At 57.1% G+C, this 15,854-nt stretch carries 18 protein-coding genes; 10 read left to right on the plus strand and 8 right to left on the minus strand.

Annotated elements, in window-relative coordinates:
• Positions 1-109: 109 nt before the first annotated feature.
• A complete protein-coding gene (gene rimO, locus DFR26_RS00730; protein WP_116207035.1) occupies positions 110-1,444 on the plus strand; it encodes a 30S ribosomal protein S12 methylthiotransferase RimO in 1,335 nt (444 codons plus the stop codon).
• A gap of 176 nt (positions 1,445-1,620) precedes the next feature.
• The gene (locus DFR26_RS00735; protein WP_116207036.1) at positions 1,621-2,469 is read left to right on the plus strand and encodes a GIY-YIG nuclease family protein; all 849 of its coding nucleotides are present in this window, start codon (positions 1,621-1,623) and stop codon (positions 2,467-2,469) included.
• 187 nt (positions 2,470-2,656) lie between these two features.
• Here the strand turns inward: DFR26_RS00735 and cyaY are convergent, their stop codons facing one another.
• On the minus strand, positions 2,657-2,971 hold the full coding sequence (gene cyaY, locus DFR26_RS00740) for an iron donor protein CyaY (RefSeq protein WP_116207037.1): 315 nt from the start codon (positions 2,969-2,971) through the stop codon (positions 2,657-2,659).
• Positions 2,972-3,056: 85 nt separating this feature from the next.
• Here cyaY and lptM point away from each other — a divergent pair, with 85 nt between their 5' ends.
• The 6 genes from lptM to DFR26_RS00770 all read left to right on the plus strand — a co-directional run bounded on the left by lptM (position 3,057) and on the right by DFR26_RS00770 (position 7,778).
• On the plus strand, positions 3,057-3,236 hold the full coding sequence (lptM, locus tag DFR26_RS00745; protein WP_245952978.1) for an LPS translocon maturation chaperone LptM: 180 nt from the start codon (positions 3,057-3,059) through the stop codon (positions 3,234-3,236).
• A gap of 22 nt (positions 3,237-3,258) precedes the next feature.
• A complete protein-coding gene (lysA, locus tag DFR26_RS00750; RefSeq protein WP_116207039.1) occupies positions 3,259-4,506 on the plus strand; it encodes a diaminopimelate decarboxylase in 1,248 nt (415 codons plus the stop codon).
• A 74-nt stretch (positions 4,507-4,580) separates the two neighbouring features.
• A complete protein-coding gene (gene dapF / locus DFR26_RS00755; protein ID WP_116207040.1) occupies positions 4,581-5,471 on the plus strand; it encodes a diaminopimelate epimerase in 891 nt (296 codons plus the stop codon).
• The gene (locus tag DFR26_RS00760) at positions 5,468-6,145 is read left to right on the plus strand and encodes a DUF484 family protein (protein WP_116207041.1); all 678 of its coding nucleotides are present in this window, start codon (positions 5,468-5,470) and stop codon (positions 6,143-6,145) included. The genes dapF and DFR26_RS00760 overlap by 4 nt, the downstream gene beginning before the upstream one ends.
• Entirely contained in the window at positions 6,142-7,056 is a 915-nt protein-coding gene (locus tag DFR26_RS00765; RefSeq protein ID WP_116207042.1) for a tyrosine recombinase XerC, read from the plus strand. Before DFR26_RS00760 ends, DFR26_RS00765 begins: the two co-directional genes overlap by 4 nt.
• Positions 7,057-7,079: 23 nt before the next feature.
• Positions 7,080-7,778: an HAD family hydrolase gene (locus DFR26_RS00770; protein WP_116207043.1), complete on the plus strand. Its 699-nt coding sequence runs from the start codon at positions 7,080-7,082 to the stop codon at positions 7,776-7,778.
• A 14-nt stretch (positions 7,779-7,792) separates the two neighbouring features.
• Here the strand turns inward: DFR26_RS00770 and DFR26_RS00775 are convergent, their stop codons facing one another.
• The 5 genes from DFR26_RS00775 to DFR26_RS00795 form a co-directional block, all read right to left on the minus strand.
• Positions 7,793-8,650 (minus strand): cation diffusion facilitator family transporter, encoded by an 858-nt coding sequence (locus tag DFR26_RS00775; RefSeq protein WP_116207044.1) that lies wholly within the window; start codon positions 8,648-8,650, stop codon positions 7,793-7,795.
• 47 nt (positions 8,651-8,697) lie between these two features.
• Positions 8,698-8,949, minus strand: a complete 252-nt coding sequence (locus tag DFR26_RS00780) for a hypothetical protein (protein ID WP_116207045.1) — start codon at positions 8,947-8,949, stop codon at positions 8,698-8,700.
• Positions 8,950-9,110: 161 nt separating this feature from the next.
• A complete protein-coding gene (locus tag DFR26_RS00785; RefSeq protein WP_116207046.1) occupies positions 9,111-10,358 on the minus strand; it encodes an ammonium transporter in 1,248 nt (415 codons plus the stop codon).
• Between the two features lie 11 nt (positions 10,359-10,369).
• Entirely contained in the window at positions 10,370-10,708 is a 339-nt protein-coding gene (gene glnK, locus DFR26_RS00790) for a P-II family nitrogen regulator (protein WP_116207047.1), read from the minus strand.
• A 60-nt stretch (positions 10,709-10,768) separates the two neighbouring features.
• Positions 10,769-11,509 (minus strand): TorF family putative porin, encoded by a 741-nt coding sequence (locus DFR26_RS00795; RefSeq protein ID WP_116207048.1) that lies wholly within the window; start codon positions 11,507-11,509, stop codon positions 10,769-10,771.
• 327 nt (positions 11,510-11,836) lie between these two features.
• Between DFR26_RS00795 and DFR26_RS00800 the strand changes: the two genes are divergently transcribed.
• Both DFR26_RS00800 and DFR26_RS00805 read left to right on the plus strand, forming a co-directional pair.
• Positions 11,837-12,097 carry an accessory factor UbiK family protein gene (locus DFR26_RS00800; protein WP_116207049.1) on the plus strand — a complete coding sequence of 87 codons (261 nt, stop codon included), beginning with the start codon at positions 11,837-11,839 and terminating at the stop codon, positions 12,095-12,097.
• A 67-nt stretch (positions 12,098-12,164) separates the two neighbouring features.
• The gene (locus tag DFR26_RS00805) at positions 12,165-13,664 is read left to right on the plus strand and encodes a YifB family Mg chelatase-like AAA ATPase (RefSeq protein WP_116207050.1); all 1,500 of its coding nucleotides are present in this window, start codon (positions 12,165-12,167) and stop codon (positions 13,662-13,664) included.
• Positions 13,665-13,692: 28 nt separating this feature from the next.
• Here the strand turns inward: DFR26_RS00805 and DFR26_RS00810 are convergent, their stop codons facing one another.
• Positions 13,693-14,889 (minus strand): acyl-CoA dehydrogenase family protein, encoded by a 1,197-nt coding sequence (locus tag DFR26_RS00810; protein WP_116207051.1) that lies wholly within the window; start codon positions 14,887-14,889, stop codon positions 13,693-13,695.
• Positions 14,889-15,719, minus strand: coding sequence for an SDR family oxidoreductase (locus DFR26_RS00815; protein ID WP_116207052.1), 831 nt, complete (start codon positions 15,717-15,719; stop codon positions 14,889-14,891). The genes DFR26_RS00810 and DFR26_RS00815 overlap by 1 nt, the downstream gene beginning before the upstream one ends.
• Positions 15,720-15,854 lie beyond the last annotated feature (135 nt).

The following is a 15,854-nucleotide window of genomic DNA, read 5'->3' on the forward strand; positions in this document are numbered from 1 at the left end:
TGCCGGCGTAGTGCCCACTCATTTGTACCGCGTAGCCACCATCGACAGCATCGCCGCTCTATCGATTTACGCTACAATGCGCGCATTCTGATCACCCGGTTTGCCCCTCATGTCGCTCACTAATCCCCGCGTAGGTTTTGTCTCTCTTGGCTGCCCAAAAGCCCTAGTCGACTCCGAGCGCATCCTCACCCAGCTGCGCACCGAGGGCTATGAAATTTCCGCCAGCTACGATGGCGCGGACTTGGTGGTGGTCAACACCTGTGGCTTTATCGACTCGGCCGTGCAGGAGTCGCTCGACGCCATCGGCGAGGCATTAGCGGAGAATGGCAAGGTCATTGTCACCGGCTGCTTAGGCAAAAAAGCTGATGTCATCCGCGCCGCACATCCGAGCGTGCTTAGCGTCACTGGGCCACAGGCCTACGAAGCAGTCATGGGCGCTGTGCATCAATTTTTGCCGCCCAAACACGATCCGTTTATTGACCTCGTGCCGGCTCAGGGCATCAAACTCACGCCCAAGCATTATGCGTATTTGAAGATTTCCGAAGGCTGCAATCACCGCTGCACGTTTTGCATTATTCCGTCTTTGCGCGGCGATCTCGCCTCGCGCCCCGTGGGCTCGGTACTCACTGAAGCCGAGAACTTGGCGAAAGCCGGCGTCAAAGAAATTCTTGTGGTCTCGCAAGACACCAGCGCCTATGGCGTGGATCTGAAATATAAGCTCGATTTCTGGGGCGGCCGTCCGGTGAAAACCCGCATGCTCGAGCTCTGCGAAGCACTCGGCACACTCGGCGTCTGGGTTCGCCTGCATTACGTCTACCCTTATCCGCACGTTGACCATGTCATCCCGCTGATGGCCGAAGGCAAGATTCTGCCGTATTTGGATATTCCGTTTCAGCATGGCAGCCCGAGTGTTTTGAAACGCATGAAGCGCCCCGCGCATGCCGAGAATACGCTCGAGCGCATCAAGCGCTGGCGCGAGATTTGCCCTGATCTGATCATCCGCTCAACGTTTATTGTCGGCTTTCCCGGCGAGACCGAAGAGGAATTTCAAGATCTGCTCGACTGGCTGAAAGTCGCCCAGCTAGATCGCGTGGGCTGCTTCCCTTATTCGCCGGTTGAAGGCGCGCTCGCCAATGACGTGGCTGAGCCGGTGCCCGAAGACGTGAAGTTAGCGCGCCACGAGCGTTTTATGACGCTGGCTGCAGAGATTTCAGCGGCGCGATTGCAACGCCGAGTGGGTCGCGTGGAGCAGGTCTTGGTCGATGAGATCGATCATGAGGAAGGCGTGGCAATTGCGCGCTCGAAAGCCGATGCGCCGGAAATTGATGGCAATGTGTTTATTGAAGGCGCGGGTGCGGCGCAGTTGCAGCCGGGTCAGTTAGTGATGGTGCGTGTGACTGAGGCGGATGAGTATGATTTGTTTGCGGAGTTGGTGGTTGAGTGAACTGCTGCCTGGACCGAGGCAGACTGAGGTGGTGAAACACGCCGTGAATACGTCCGTGTAGGCTCGCAGGCGCCATCCATGGCGCCTGACGGTTTCACCGCCTCAGTCTGCCCCGGCCATCAAATATCAATTACGCTATCATGTGCTCTAATTTCCAATGGATTGAGACACTAGCGATGCCGTCAGCAACAATTAAGCTTTTCTTGACACAGGGCGACTCGAAGCGACTTTGTACTGCGGAAATGTCAAATTGGAGCGGCAAAGCACTTGGCGCTCCGCGCACTGAGTTTGATGAGTTTTTGTCGCGGGATGAATTAACGCAGTCCGGTGTTTATATTTTGACCGGCTTTAACCCAACATCCGGCGCGCCGCTAGCCTATATCGGAGAGGCCGAGGTACTAAAAGAGCGCTTGAAGGCGCATAAAAATAAGGAATTCTGGGTTCAAGCGATCGTATTTACTAGTAAAGATGAAAATTTAACAAAGTCGCACATACGATACTTAGAAGGTCGATTGATCGCCGAAGCTAAATCAATAGCACGTTTTGAGCTAGACAATGGTCAAGCTAGCGGATCAAGACTGCCTGAGTCTGATCGCGAAGATATGGAAATATTTCTGTCTAAAATTAAACAATTATTGCCAGTTTTAGGCTCTGAGCTACTAACCCCCATAGTGACTCGTGATAGTGACTTCACTGTAAAGGCTGACAAGTTAGTTTGCTTAATCAAAGGATTAGAAGCATTTGGCGAGCAAACCGCTACAGGCTTTGTCATTTTCAAAGGATCACGCGCTATTTTAGAGGAGCGACCTTCAGCGGCCACGCAACATCCTTTTGTGGTGACACTTCGGCAGAAGCTAATTGCCGATGGCAACCTGATACACGACACGGGCAGCTACTTGTTCACAAAAGATACCGAGTTTACTAGCCCAAGTTCAGCTGCAGCGGTTGTTCATGGTGGCGGAGCAAATGGGCTGACGGCATGGCGCGACTCACAGGGCAAAACCTTAAAAAGCCTAGAATCTTAGTCGAAATAAAGGCCTCTCTCAGCGAACGCAAAATTTACCTGGGCAATCAAGTACCGTGAATATCCAAAGCCGAGCGGTGGTGTGGGCTGCGGTGGTGAAACCGTCAGGCGCCATGGATGGCGCCTGCGAGCCTACATGGACGTATTCACGGCGTGTTTCACCGCCTCAGCCCACACCACAGACCATCTCAGCAAAACGAAATCCGCTCACCACCCTGCTCCACCACCACCCGCTCAAGTAGCGTTTGCAAACTCTCACCAGTAGTGCGGCAAAACCATTGTTCATCCTGCCAGCCGAGGTGGTAGCCGCCCGAGCGCGCCGCCACCCAAATCTCACAGGTCGCGACTTGGCGGTTGATGATGATCTTGCTGCCATTTTCGGCGGTGAGCGTAAGGATGCCCGCGCTCATTTCAAAATCGAGCTCGGTGTCGGCGTCTTCAACCTGCTGCTCAATGCTCAATAAAGTGGCCTCGGCCAAGGCGTTAAATTCGGATTCGTTCATAGGTCCTCGCAAAGATCGTGGGCTTGGGGAAATGCCAGCGCTGCCGCATAATAGCGCACTCTAATTTGGCCGCGGGATGATTGCCATGATTCGCCTCACGATGTTGCTAGCGGTTGGCCTACTCAGTGCCTGTGGCCAAAAAGGCCCGCTGTATTTTCCACCGGCCAATGCCGAGCCTTATCAAGCACCTGAGCGTAGTGCACCGCCGGAGTTTCCCGAGGCACCGGCAGCGACCACTGCCGAGCCAGAAGCGCCCGCCCAATAAATACTGACTAGTTAGGATTGCCATGACCGCGCTGCCCCTCATCGATGGCACACGCCAGCTCGAAGCCATTGCCCTAGAAAGCCTTGCCGAGCGCTTCGGCACGCCGCTCTACGCCTATTCGCGTGCGGCGCTGACCGCCAATTATCAGGCTTTCGATGCAGCCTTTGCCGGCGTTGATCATCAGGTTTGTTTTGCCGTGAAAGCCAATTCCAATATTGCCGTGCTCAATGTGCTGGCGCGTTTAGGCGCGGGCTTCGATATCGTCTCGGGCGGCGAGCTGGAGCGTGTCATTGCTGCTGGTGGCGAAGCTAGCAAGATCGTATTTTCGGGCTTGGGCAAAACCGAGGCGGAGATTGAGCGCGCGCTGGCACTGGGCATTGCCTGTTTTAACGTGGAGTCAGAGGCTGAGCTGGAGCGCATCAACGCCGTGGCAGCACGGCTGAATGTGCGCGCGCCGATTAGCCTGCGCGTGAACCCCGATGTCGATGCGCAAACGCACCCGTATATCTCCACCGGCTTGAAAGAAAATAAGTTTGGCGTGGCCATTGAGCGCGCGCCTGAGGTCTATCGCCGCGCCTTGGCGTTGGGGCATTTGGATGCCGTGGGCATCGATTGCCATATTGGTTCGCAGCTGACCAGCACCGCACCATTTTCCGATGCGCTCGATCGCGTGTTGGCGATGATTGAGCAGCTGAAAGCGGAGGGCATCGCGCTCACGCATATCGATATCGGCGGCGGCTTGGGCGTTTGCTATAAAGACGAGACGCCACCAACGCCGGCCGACTACGCCGCGGTGTTATTGCCACGCTTAAAGGCCGCCGGCCTGAAGGTTTATATGGAGCCAGGCCGCGCCATTGCCGCCAATGCAGGTGTGCTGCTGACGCGTGTGGAGTTCATCAAGCCCACCGAGCACAAGCACTTTGCCATTGTTGATGCCGCCATGAATGACCTGATCCGCCCGGCGCTGTATCAGGCCTGGATGGACATTGTGCCGGCCACACCGCGCAGCGAGACGCCAAGTCAGCGCTACGATGTGGTGGGCGCCGTGTGCGAGACCGGCGACTTTTTGGGCAAAGATCGTGACCTGAGCATTGCCGCCGGTGATTTGCTGGCGGTGACGGGCGCCGGCGCCTATGGTTTTGTCATGAGCTCGAACTACAACACGCGGGGCCGCGCCGCCGAGGTCATTGTTGATGGTGACCAAGCCTGGCAAGTGCGCCGTCGCGAAACCACCGCCGATCTCTTAGCGCTTGAATCGTTGCTGCCCTAACAACACAATGGACGGGTTCGCGAGTCGCTAGGCCATCAGGCCGCCAGACTCGCCATTAGTTTATGGAGGCATCGATGCGTCTGGAATTTACCAAGATGCATGGTCTCGGCAACGACTTTTTGATGCTGGACTTCGTATCGCAACGTGCGCGTTTGGATGCGCCGCTGATTCGCCGCCTCGCCGACCGCCACACCGGCGTAGGCTTTGACCAACTCTTGATTGTCGAAGCGCCAACTCGCCCCGATGTCGACTTTCGCTATCGCATTTTTAATGCCGACGGCTCCGAAGTGTCGCAGTGCGGCAATGGTGCGCGCTGCTTCGCGCGTTTCGTGCGCGACCGGCGCTTGACCAGCAAAACCGAGCTGCGCGTGGAAACCGCCAGCGGCGTCATTGTGCTCACTATTGCACGCAATGGTTGGGTCACGGTCGACATGGGCCAGCCGCGCCTCATACCCAATGACATTCCGTTTCAAGCCGAGGCCACAGCACTCGATTACGCGCTGCTGGTGCCTGAGTTAGTGGCGATCGACACTTCCGCAATCATCCCCGCGCCAAGCAATCAGACTTTGCGCATTGCCGCGGTGAGCATGGGCAATCCGCACGCAGTCTTGCGCGTGAGCGCCGTGGCACAGGCACCCGTGTCGACACTTGGGCCACTCATTGAGTCGCATGCGAGCTTTCCCGATCGCGTCAATGCCGGCTTTATGGAGGTTGTGCATCGCGGCCATATTCGCCTGCGCGTCTATGAGCGCGGCACTGGCGAGACGCAAGCGTGCGGAACCGGCGCCTGCGCGGCGGTGGTGGCCGGCATCCGTTGGGGCCTGCTCGATGCCGAGGTGCGCGTATCGCTACCGGGCGGCGAACTCAGCATCAGCTGGGCTGGCGCTGGCCATTCGGTACTGATGACTGGCCCCACGGCGCGCGTCTTTGATGGCCTGCTGCGCATTGGCGAGGGCGGATCATGACCGATGCTGACGTCGCCGCTTGGCTAGCCGATCACCCGACCTTTTTTGAGCACCACCCGGAGCTGCTCGCGACGCTGCATATTCGCCATGAACATCAGGGCCGCGCGGTGTCACTGATTGAGCGCCAAGTCACGCAGCTGCGCCGCCACAACGAAGAGCTCAGCGAGCGCCTCGAGGAGCTGGTGCAAACCGCTCATCTGAACGATGTGCTATTTGAGCAGCTCGGCAGCGTACTGGTGCGAGTGGTTGGCAGCGCCAGTATTGCGCAAATGGGCACGCGGCTCTTTAACGAGCTACGCGAACCCTTTCATTGCCAGCAAGTCTCGATGATTTTGTTTGCTGAAGATGCGCCCATGCCTTGGCGCGCCGTGGCCATGACACAGTTTGAGCAACGCCTTTCTGGCGTGCTCGGCAATCGTCGCGCGCTGGCTGGCAAATGGCGCCGAGAAGAACTGCGCTTTCTCTTTGGTGATGATGGCTTGCAGCTCAGCTCGGCGGCGATCATTCCGCTCTGTGCTGGCGAGCACGTCATTGGCGTGCTCAGCCTAGGCTCCACCGAAGCCAGCCATTTCCGCAGCAGCATGGACACGCTATTTATTTCGCACTTGGGCGATGTCATTGGTGAGCTGCTGGGACGCTTTTTACGCCACCCAACCGATGCCATTGCGCGATGAGTACGCGCGCCGATATTGATGCGTTTCTGCGCTACTTAAGCAGTCAACGCTTGGCCTCGACGCACACCATCAAGGCCTATTCCCGCGACCTGCAGGCGTTGGCTGACTTTCTCAGCACGCAGGGCATTGCGCAGTGGCGAGATTTTAACCGGCCGCTCCTTGAAGCGTGGATCGGCGAATGCCGTGACCGTGACTTAAGCACGCGCAGCATTGCCCGCCAGCTCTCGGCGGTGCGGCGCTTCTATGACCATCTCTCGCGCACAGAAGATGTTGGCGAGCATCCCGCTCGCGGTTATCAGCTCAAACAGCAACGCGTGGCGCTACCGCAAGTGCTCGATGTCGATCACATTCAGCAGCTGCTCGATGCGCCCGCGCCGCACGACGAAAAAGCGCTGCGCCTGTGGCACAGAGACAAGGCCTTGCTCGAGTTGTTTTACTCTTCCGGCCTTCGACTAGCCGAGCTTGCGCAACTGACGCTCAGCGATATTGACCTTCGTGCAGGCCTAGTAACGGTGCTGGGCAAGGGCCGAAAAGTACGGGTTTTACCCGTTGGCAAATTAGCCCGCGCAGCCATTGTGACGTGGCTCGGTACACGACCGGAGTTTGTTCGCGAAGGCGGCAATAACGCCCTCTTTTTGAGTCAGCGCGGCGATCGCCTGAGTGAGCGCAGCATTCAGGCGCGCCTGGTACATCAAGCCGCGCGCGTGGGCTTGGATAGAAAGCTCTATCCGCATTTGTTGAGGCACTCATTTGCCTCGCATCTGCTAGAGTCAAGTCACGATTTGCGTGCCGTGCAGGAGCTGCTTGGCCATAGCGATATTCGTGCCACGCAAATTTACACGCATTTGGATTTTCAGCACTTAGCGGCGGTTTACGACCAAGCTCATCCGCGCGCGAAAACTAAACCTTAAAGCGCTTAGGCGCGGAGTTTCTTGTGACCCCGATTCGCCTCATTACATTTGATTTGGATAACACGCTCTGGGATGTTGAGCCGGTGATTGTGCGCGCCGATGCCGCCATGAATGCGTGGCTTATCAACGCCCACCCAGCATGGCAGACGCTCGACCATTCGGATCTCTCAGCGTGTCAACGCGCTGCCCGCGAGCAACTGGCCAATGAGCACCACAACCTCACCGCGCTGCGCATTGCCACACTGGAAATAGCGCTTACGCAATGCGGTTTGGACGCCGAGCAAGCGAGCACTTCGGCGCGTGCGGCATTTGCCGTATTTCATGCGGAGCGCAACAACGTCACACTATATGATGACGCAATCGACATGCTGCAAACACTGGCCAATCGCTACGATATTCACGCCATCAGCAACGGCAATGCCGACATCACTCAGATGGCCATTGCGCCGTATTTTCGCGCGCACTTTTCTGCGGAAAGCGTAGGCGTGGCAAAACCGGATCCGGCTATTTTCGAGGCGGCACTGACGTATGCGGGCATTAGCGCCACTGGCGCCGTGCATGTTGGCGATCACCCAGAGCAAGATATCGCAGCGGCTCAAGCCGTGGGCATGCGCGCGATTTGGTATAACCCCAGCGGCGCGCCCTGGCCGTTAGCCGGCGCGCCGGATGCGCAAGTGCAATCACTGGCGGCACTGCCCGCAGCCATCATCGCCTTGGGCTAAACGAGGGGGATGCCTTAGTGGCGTTCGCGCTCCGCCATTGGCGCAAGATGTAAGGTAATGTCGCACTCGGGCAACACCGCCCGCACCGCATCTTCAAGCTCATCGCAGAGGGCATGTGCCTCGCCAACGCTGAGCTGGCCAGGCACGAGCAAATTGCCATCAACAAAGCGCCGGCGACCAGACTTACGGGTGCGCAGGGCACTAATAGCCGCATCGGTGGGCAAGGTGCGGGCCAGCGCTGCATCGAGCTTGCGCAGCTCATTGTCGGGCAATGCTTCATCCATCAGCCCAGCAATCGCTGGCGCAATCACGCGCAAACCCGTCATCAGCAGGTGTACTGACACTGCCAAGGCAATCACCGGATCGAGCCATGCTTGTGATGGCAGCAGCCAAATCACGAGCAGACCCGCCACGATCGCCATAGATGTCCAAACATCTGAGAGCAAGTGCTCTGCATCAGCGCGCAATACCAAGCTGTCTTCTTCGCGCGCAACACGAAATAGCTGCCACGCGGTGGCACCGTTGAGCAGCGAGGCCGCGACGGCAATCAACAAGCCGATGCTCATTTGGGTGAGTGCGGTAGGGTTTTGCAAGCGCGACCACGCAGCCAACATGATGCCAACGGCGGCAATTAAAATCAGTAAGCCTTCAGCGGCGGCAGAGAAGTATTCCGCTTTGTCATGGCCAAATGGGTGCTCGGCATCGGCGGGTTGGGCCGCGACGGTTAGCACATACAACGCGAAGGTCGCCGCCGCCAGATTGACCAATGACTCAAGCGCGTCGGATAAAATACTCACTGAGCCAGTCAGTGACCATGCCCACGCTTTGAGGGCCATGGTGGCAAACGCGGTGGCAATAGAGAGCAAAGCCATTTTTTGTAGGCGTGACAGGGCTCCCCAAGACCACCGCGATGAATCAATCAATCTTGCGAATCCGCATCCGGCGCGACTTCTCGGATACGCCCGCCCGACGCTAAAAACCGCTCCATTTCTGCCTCGAGTTCGCGGCGTAATGATTCTTTAGCGGAAGGGCTCAGGCTTTCTGCCTCAGCTATTTCACTGCGCTTGCGTGCAGCAACCTCAGGATCCACATCAGCCTCTGGCACGGCAGCGTCGTTGCTGTCATCGCCGTTGTCTTCGGTTTCATCGTAGTCGTAATCATTGTCAGCCATGGCGTCATCTCTACACACAGTTCAGTTGTAGATGCTGCAACGCTCGCCGGCGTTTGACTAGTGTTCTTGCGTAAAAAATGCACCATTGATCGAAATAAAAAAAGGGAGCCCGTAGGCTCCCTCGCACGTGTGCTCAACACGTTGCAAAACTTAAGCTCGCGTTATGACACTTTGCCGCGAGTAAACTCTGGGTAGGCTTCGAGGCCGCACTCGGCAGTATCGACACCGTTGTACTCTTCTTCTTCGCTAACGCGCAGACCGAAGACCACTTTGATAATGCCCCAGACGATCAGGCTGGCAAAGAATACCCAGGCAAAGATGGCGCCGATACCGAGCAGCTGAGCGCCCAGTGTGGCATCCGAATTGCTCAGGCAAACCGCCAACAGACCCCAGATACCGACCACACCGTGGACCGACAAGGCACCCACTGGATCATCGATTTTCAGCTTGTCGAAAGCTAGGATCGAGAACACCACCAGCACACCACCAATCGCACCAATCAGCGTCGACAGACCCGCACTTGGTGTTAATGGCTCAGCGGTGATAGCCACCAGACCAGCCAGTGCACCGTTGAGTGCCATGGTCAGGTCGGCCTTACCGAACAAACCACGTGCCAGTAAAAGTGCGGCCACCAGACCACCAGCAGCGGCCATATTGGTATTCACGAAGATGGCTGCCACGGCATTGGCATCATCGAAGGTCGACATTTTCAGCTGTGAACCGCCATTGAAACCGAACCAACCCAACCACAGAATCAGAGTACCCAAGGCCGCTAATGGCATATTGGCACCCGGAATCGGGTTGATCTGGCCATTGGGACCGTACTTGCCTTTACGTGCACCGAGCAATAACACACCCGCTAGCGCAGCAGCCGCACCCGCCATGTGCACCACACCGGAGCCGGCGAAGTCCAGGAAGCCGGCTTCGTTTAACCAGCCTGAGCCCCATTTCCAGTAGCCTTGCACGGGATAGATGAAACCAGTCATCACCACCGCAAAGGCGAGGAATGCCCAGAGCTTCATGCGCTCAGCCACGGCACCGGAGACAATCGACATACAGGTCGCAACAAACACGACTTGGAAGAAGAAGTCCGACATCACCGAGTAGTAGGGAGCATCGTCGCCCACCATGGCATCAGCGGTGTTTTCTGCGCCAATCATAAAGCTCAACGATGGCATCCAACCGGCTTCCGCACTGCCGTACATGATTTGGTAACCCACCAACATGTACATGATGCAGGCAATGGCATACAGCGCGACGTTTTTGGTGAGGATTTCAGCGGTGTTCTTGGCGCGAACCAAGCCCGACTCCAACATCGTGAAGCCTGCTGCCATCCACATCACCAAGGCGCCGCACATGAGGAAGTAAAAGGTATCAAACGCGTATTGTAGTTCAGTAAGTTCAGTCACGAGACTTCTCCTTAGATGGCATCGACGCCGGACTCGCCGGTACGAATGCGAATGACCTGCTCCAGCGCCGTGACAAAGATTTTGCCATCGCCGATTTTTCCGGTGTTGGCGGCCTTAGTGACGGCTTCGATGACTTGATCGACTTGCTCGTCGCCAATGGCGATATCAATTTTCACTTTAGGTAAGAAATCCACGACGTATTCCGCGCCGCGATACAGTTCGGTATGACCTTTTTGACGGCCAAACCCTTTCACTTCAGTAACTGTGATGCCCTGAACGCCTATATCTGAGAGCGCTTCGCGAACATCATCGAGCTTGAAGGGCTTAATGACGGCAGTGACCAATTTCATGGTGGCGTACTCCATTTGATGGAAGTGACTGCCCCGAAGGGCAGCCGAGTGTGCGTGGGATTAGAAGGATTTGGAGGCGGTGAAGACCATGCGGCCATCAGCATTTTCGCCATAGCCAGTTACTTCATCAGAGGCAATAGAGTCCGAACCGATATAAGCCGCCTCGAGGCCAATGCCTTTGAGTTCGGTGCTTAGCCCGACTTTATAGTCAAAGTAGGCATCGCTATTGCCACCAAGGAATGTGTTAGTGGCATCGTTGTCAAACTTGTTCCAACCCACACTAACGCTACCGCTGAGGTTTTCCATCAGCTCGGTGCTATAACCGGTATAGACATATAAATACTTACCAGTTTCGCCGAAGTAGTCATCCGAATACGCCACACCGAGCTTTGCGCCCGAGTAGGAAACAGAACCATAGACTTCGTTGTAGCTAATTGTCGTACCGGCATCATCGGCGCCGGGGTAGTTGTAGCGCATCACACCGACGTCATAACCCACGCCATCGGCGGTTTCACCGGCATAGCCAACGAGCGTATCGAGCTCTAAGCCAGAGGACGACGACACACCAGTTGCCTCAGTGCTAATGCTTGAGCCCCACGCGGTGAAGTACAAACCGGAATCGTGCGAGACCGTGAATGAACCTTGCACAGCCATGTTCTCGGCTGATTGCGAAATACCGCGGAATAAGTAATCGCTGGTCAAAGCCACCGAGCCCGAGGTGGTGATTTCAGCGTGCGCCATGGCACCAGCAGTCATGAGCGAGGCAGCAATTACAGCGTGTGATAATTTGGACAACTTCATGGTCAAACTCCGTTCACTCTAGTTAGGATGACTCGCGGTATTCGTTCCGCGATGTGCACTAGAGCCTTTGCAGCCGGCGTGCCAACTTTTATTTTTTGTTTGTTAATGACCGCGAATAGCCGCGATAAGCCGCGTAAACGCTCATTATATTTTTTCTAAGCCCCACTCATGCCCCGTCAAATCCAACACATGTCACAAGCACCAAAACGGTGCATGTCAGCCATTTATCGCTCCGCCAACTGGCAAAAGCACTGCTTTGGTGCGCGCCAGTAATCCTCGTCAGCGACGACTGCCATGCAGTAAACTGCGGACAATAAGGAGAGTGTTATGGCTCATGAAACATTGATTAATAAACTCGGTCAGCAGTTTGGCGAGCGCCTGCCGAGCAGCCTGCAAACCGCCAGAAGCGAGCTTGAGGGCACACTAAAAGGCCTGCTGCGCGATGCCCTGTCGCGCATGGATTTGCTCACGCGCGATGAGTTTGATGTGCAACAAACCTTGCTCGCGCGCACACGCAACAAAGTCGATACGCTAGAGACGCAACTGCGTGCGCTCGAAGCACAACTCACCGCCATCGAAAAAAAATAACGCCCGCGCCCTAGCGCGGTGGCCATCGCTGAGCCATACCTAGTGGTATCAGGGATGGAGAACTGCCGTGGCCTTAGCCAGTGTCGACAGCCGCGCCAGCGTTGGCCTGCAATCGCCGGCGGTGCGCATAGAAGTGCATTTATCGGCGGGTTTGCCGGGCTTGGCGATGGTCGGCTTACCGGAAACGGGGGTGCGCGAAAGCAAAGATCGCGTGCGCTCAGCCATCATCAATAGCGGTTTTACCTTTCCACAGCAGCGCATCACCATCAACCTAGCGCCCGCGGAACTGCCAAAAGAGGGCGCGCGTTTTGACTTGGCCATTGCGCTGGGTATTTTGGCCGCCAGCCAGCAATTGCCCGAGTCAGCGTTAGATGAACTGTGCTGTGTTGGCGAGCTCGGCCTGTCGGGCGATCTGCGCGCGGTGAAGGGTGTTTTGTCAGATAGCTTGGCGGCAGCGCAGGCAGGCCAGCGCTTACTGGTGCCGCAGGTGAATGCATCTGAGGCGCGACTGGTGAGTGAGGCGCGCGTGTTTTCGGCGAGTACCTTGAGTGCAGTCGTGGCTTTTCTGCGCGGTCAGTACGATGCGATTGAGCACCACGCCGCACACGAAATAGCCGTATCTAATGCCGCTTTTAGCCACGACCTGAGTCAAGTCAAAGGTCAATTCGGCGCGCGCCGGGCGCTGGAAATTGCCGCTGCCGGCGGTCACTCGTTGCTATTGTGTGGGCCACCGGGCGCAGGTAAAACCCTACTGGCCAGTTGCCTGCCAAGCATTTTACCGCCGCTCAGCGCCGAGCGTCAGCTGCAGGTCACGGCGCTGCATTCATTGATCAACCAGCCGCGCGCACTCTCCAGTCAACCGCCGTTTCGTGCACCACATCACAGCGCTACACGGCCAGCCTTGATTGGTGGCGGCTCAGGCATTCCGCGGCCTGGCGAAATTTCCTTAGCCCATGCCGGCGTACTATTTCTCGATGAATTGCCCGAATTCGATCGCCATGTGCTGGAGTCTTTGCGCGAGCCACTGGAGTCGGGCGAGGTGTGGATTGCTCGAGCCAAGCATCAGCTGCGCTATCCCGCGCAGTTTCAACTTATTGCCGCGATGAATCCGTGCCCATGCGGCCAAAAAGGGGCAAAGCCCGATACTTGTCGCTGCACACCAGAGCAAACCGCGCGCTATAGCGGTCGCATCTCTGGGCCATTGCTCGACCGCTTGGATTTATCGATCCGTGTGGATGCGGTGCCGCTGACCTTACTGCAAGCCAATAGCGCCGATGGTGAATGCAGTGCGGCGGTACGCCAGCGGGTATTAGCCGCTAGAGCGCGGCAAACCATACGCCAAGGCGAGGTACTGAATGCAAACCTGCCAGCGACCGACCTGCAAACGCACTTGAGCGCCAATGCCCAAGCCTTTTTGCAGACAGTTGGTGAGCGCATGGCGCTGTCGGCGCGGGCCTACCACCGCGTGTTACGAGTGGCACGCACGATTGCCGACCTAGCCGATGCCAGTGAAGTGGCGGAGACCATGGTGGCAGAAGCGCTGACGTATCGCCAACGGCCAAACTGAGCGCTGCCGCCAAATGCATCAGCTTTTGTTAATGCCAGCGAAAAAACTCAGACTCATCGGCCAAATAGCTGCGCGACAACACCATCTTATGGATCTCGCTGGCACCATCGACCAAGCGCGCTTGGCGAGCGTAGCGGTAGACCCATTCGACCAAGGTATCTTTCGAATAGCCTTGCGCACCCAAGAGCTGGATGGCGGTATCGGCGGCTTTGTGGAGCGTATCGGCAACCTGCACCTTGGCCATGGACACCTCTTTGCGGGCAAAGTCGCCTTGATCGAGCATCCACGCGGCGTTCATGGTCAATAGGCGGCCGATATGAATATCCATGGCGGCCTCGCCGAGCATCCACTGCACGCCTTCGTGTTCAGCCAGCGTGATACCAAAGCTTTGGCGCTGGCGGATATACGCACCAGCAATTTCCAAGCAGCGCTTGCTCAAACCCAGCCAGCGCATGCAGTGCGTGAGGCGGGCAGGGCCAAGACGAATTTGCGTGACTTTCAGGCCATCGCCGACCTCAAGCAGGCGCTGCTCATCGGGGATCATCAAGCCATCGAATACGAGCTCGCAATGGCCGCCGTGCTCCTCGGGCCCCATGATGGCGATGCGCCGCTCAATGCGCCAGCCGGGCGAGTCGGCATCAAATAAAAACGCCGTGAGGCCTTTGCGCTCGTCATCACTGGTGCGGGCAATGAGGATAAAGGTCTGCGCCCCCTCAGCGCCGGTGATAAACCATTTGCGCCCCGTGATGCGCCACTGATCACCGACTTTTTCGGCTTTCGTGTAGGTCAACGATGGATCCGAGCCGCAGCCTTTGGGCTCCGTCATGGCAAAGGCTGAGCGCACCTTGCCATCGATGATGGGCTGTAACCAGCGCTGCTTCAGCGCCTCGGTTTTCAAGACCTTATTGAGCACCTGCATATTGCCGTCATCAGGCGCCGCGCAGTTAAACACCACCGGGCCAAAGGGCGAGCGCGCCGCTTCTTCGTAGACCGCCGCCATGCCGACATGATTTAAGCCGCGACCGCCGCGCTCAATAGGCATTTGAAAGGCCCACAAGCCCTCGGCTTTGGCTTTCGCCCGCAAGCCGTCAAGCACGGTCTCGTCGATATTTTCGTGGGCATCCATAAAGCCAGTTTGCGACTCCAGCGGCAGCAACTCACGGCTAACAAACGCGCGTACCTGCTGGCACAACGCCTGTAACTCTGGGCTTAGCGAAAAATCCATTAGAAGGTTCCGATATAAAAGTCGCGTTGAATGTTGGCAAGCTGCGAAGGGTCGTTGGCGTAATGATCAAACTCGCTGACACCGACATGACGCAGCGCGGTTTCATCGAGCCAACACACTTCCGCACCAAAATGCTCACGCTCATTGAGTAGCGCGTAAGCGGCATCAGCCATGATGCTGGGTTTGCGCGACACCGCCAAGCCCGCCTCGCCAGCCGTGAGGCCAACCGCGGCAGTGGCAATTAACGTGGCGGGCCACAGTGTACGTACCTGCACGCCGCGTGCGCCGGCTTCCTGCTGCAAGCCTAAGCTCAGCAGCGTCATACCGTATTTGGTGCTGGTGTAAGGCGCAAACGCACCGAGCCAGCCGGGGTCGAGATTGATCGGCGGGCACAGATTGAGTACCTGACCGTTGCTGGCGGCCAAGTGTGGCAAGCATTCGCGCATGGTAATCATCGGCGCGCGCGTATTAAGGGCATGCATGAGGTCGTAATGCTTGGTTTGCGTGGCGGCAATCGGCGTGACGCCCAAAAAGCCGGCGTTATTGATGAGCACATCGATGCCGCCAAACTCGGCAACGGTCCGCGCAATGGCAGCGACTAGCTGCGCCTCATCGCGCGCGTCGACCACCAGCGCTAAGGCGCGGCCACCGGCAGTGTTTATTTCCTCAGCCACGCTGTGCACGGTACCCGGCAAGCGCGCATGCGCTGTGTCCGTTTTCGCCGCGATCACCACATTGGCGCCTTCACGCGCAAAGCGCAGCGCTATTTCGCGGCCAATACCGCGACTGCCGCCGGTCATAAAAAGAGTTTTGCCTTGCCATGCTGCCATGATGGATTCCTTCAGAGTGTTTGCTAATGCTCCGGCAGGCCGGCATTAGCAGCGAGGTGAAACGGATGAACGTACGATCGACCAGAGCACCGAAATACCATGAAAATTACGCGTGAAATGACGCGAGTCAAACAA

Origin of the sequence: Paraperlucidibaca baekdonensis, assembly GCF_003387535.1 — a bacterium.
GTDB classification, from domain to species: Bacteria; Pseudomonadota; Gammaproteobacteria; order Pseudomonadales; family Moraxellaceae; genus Perlucidibaca; species Perlucidibaca baekdonensis.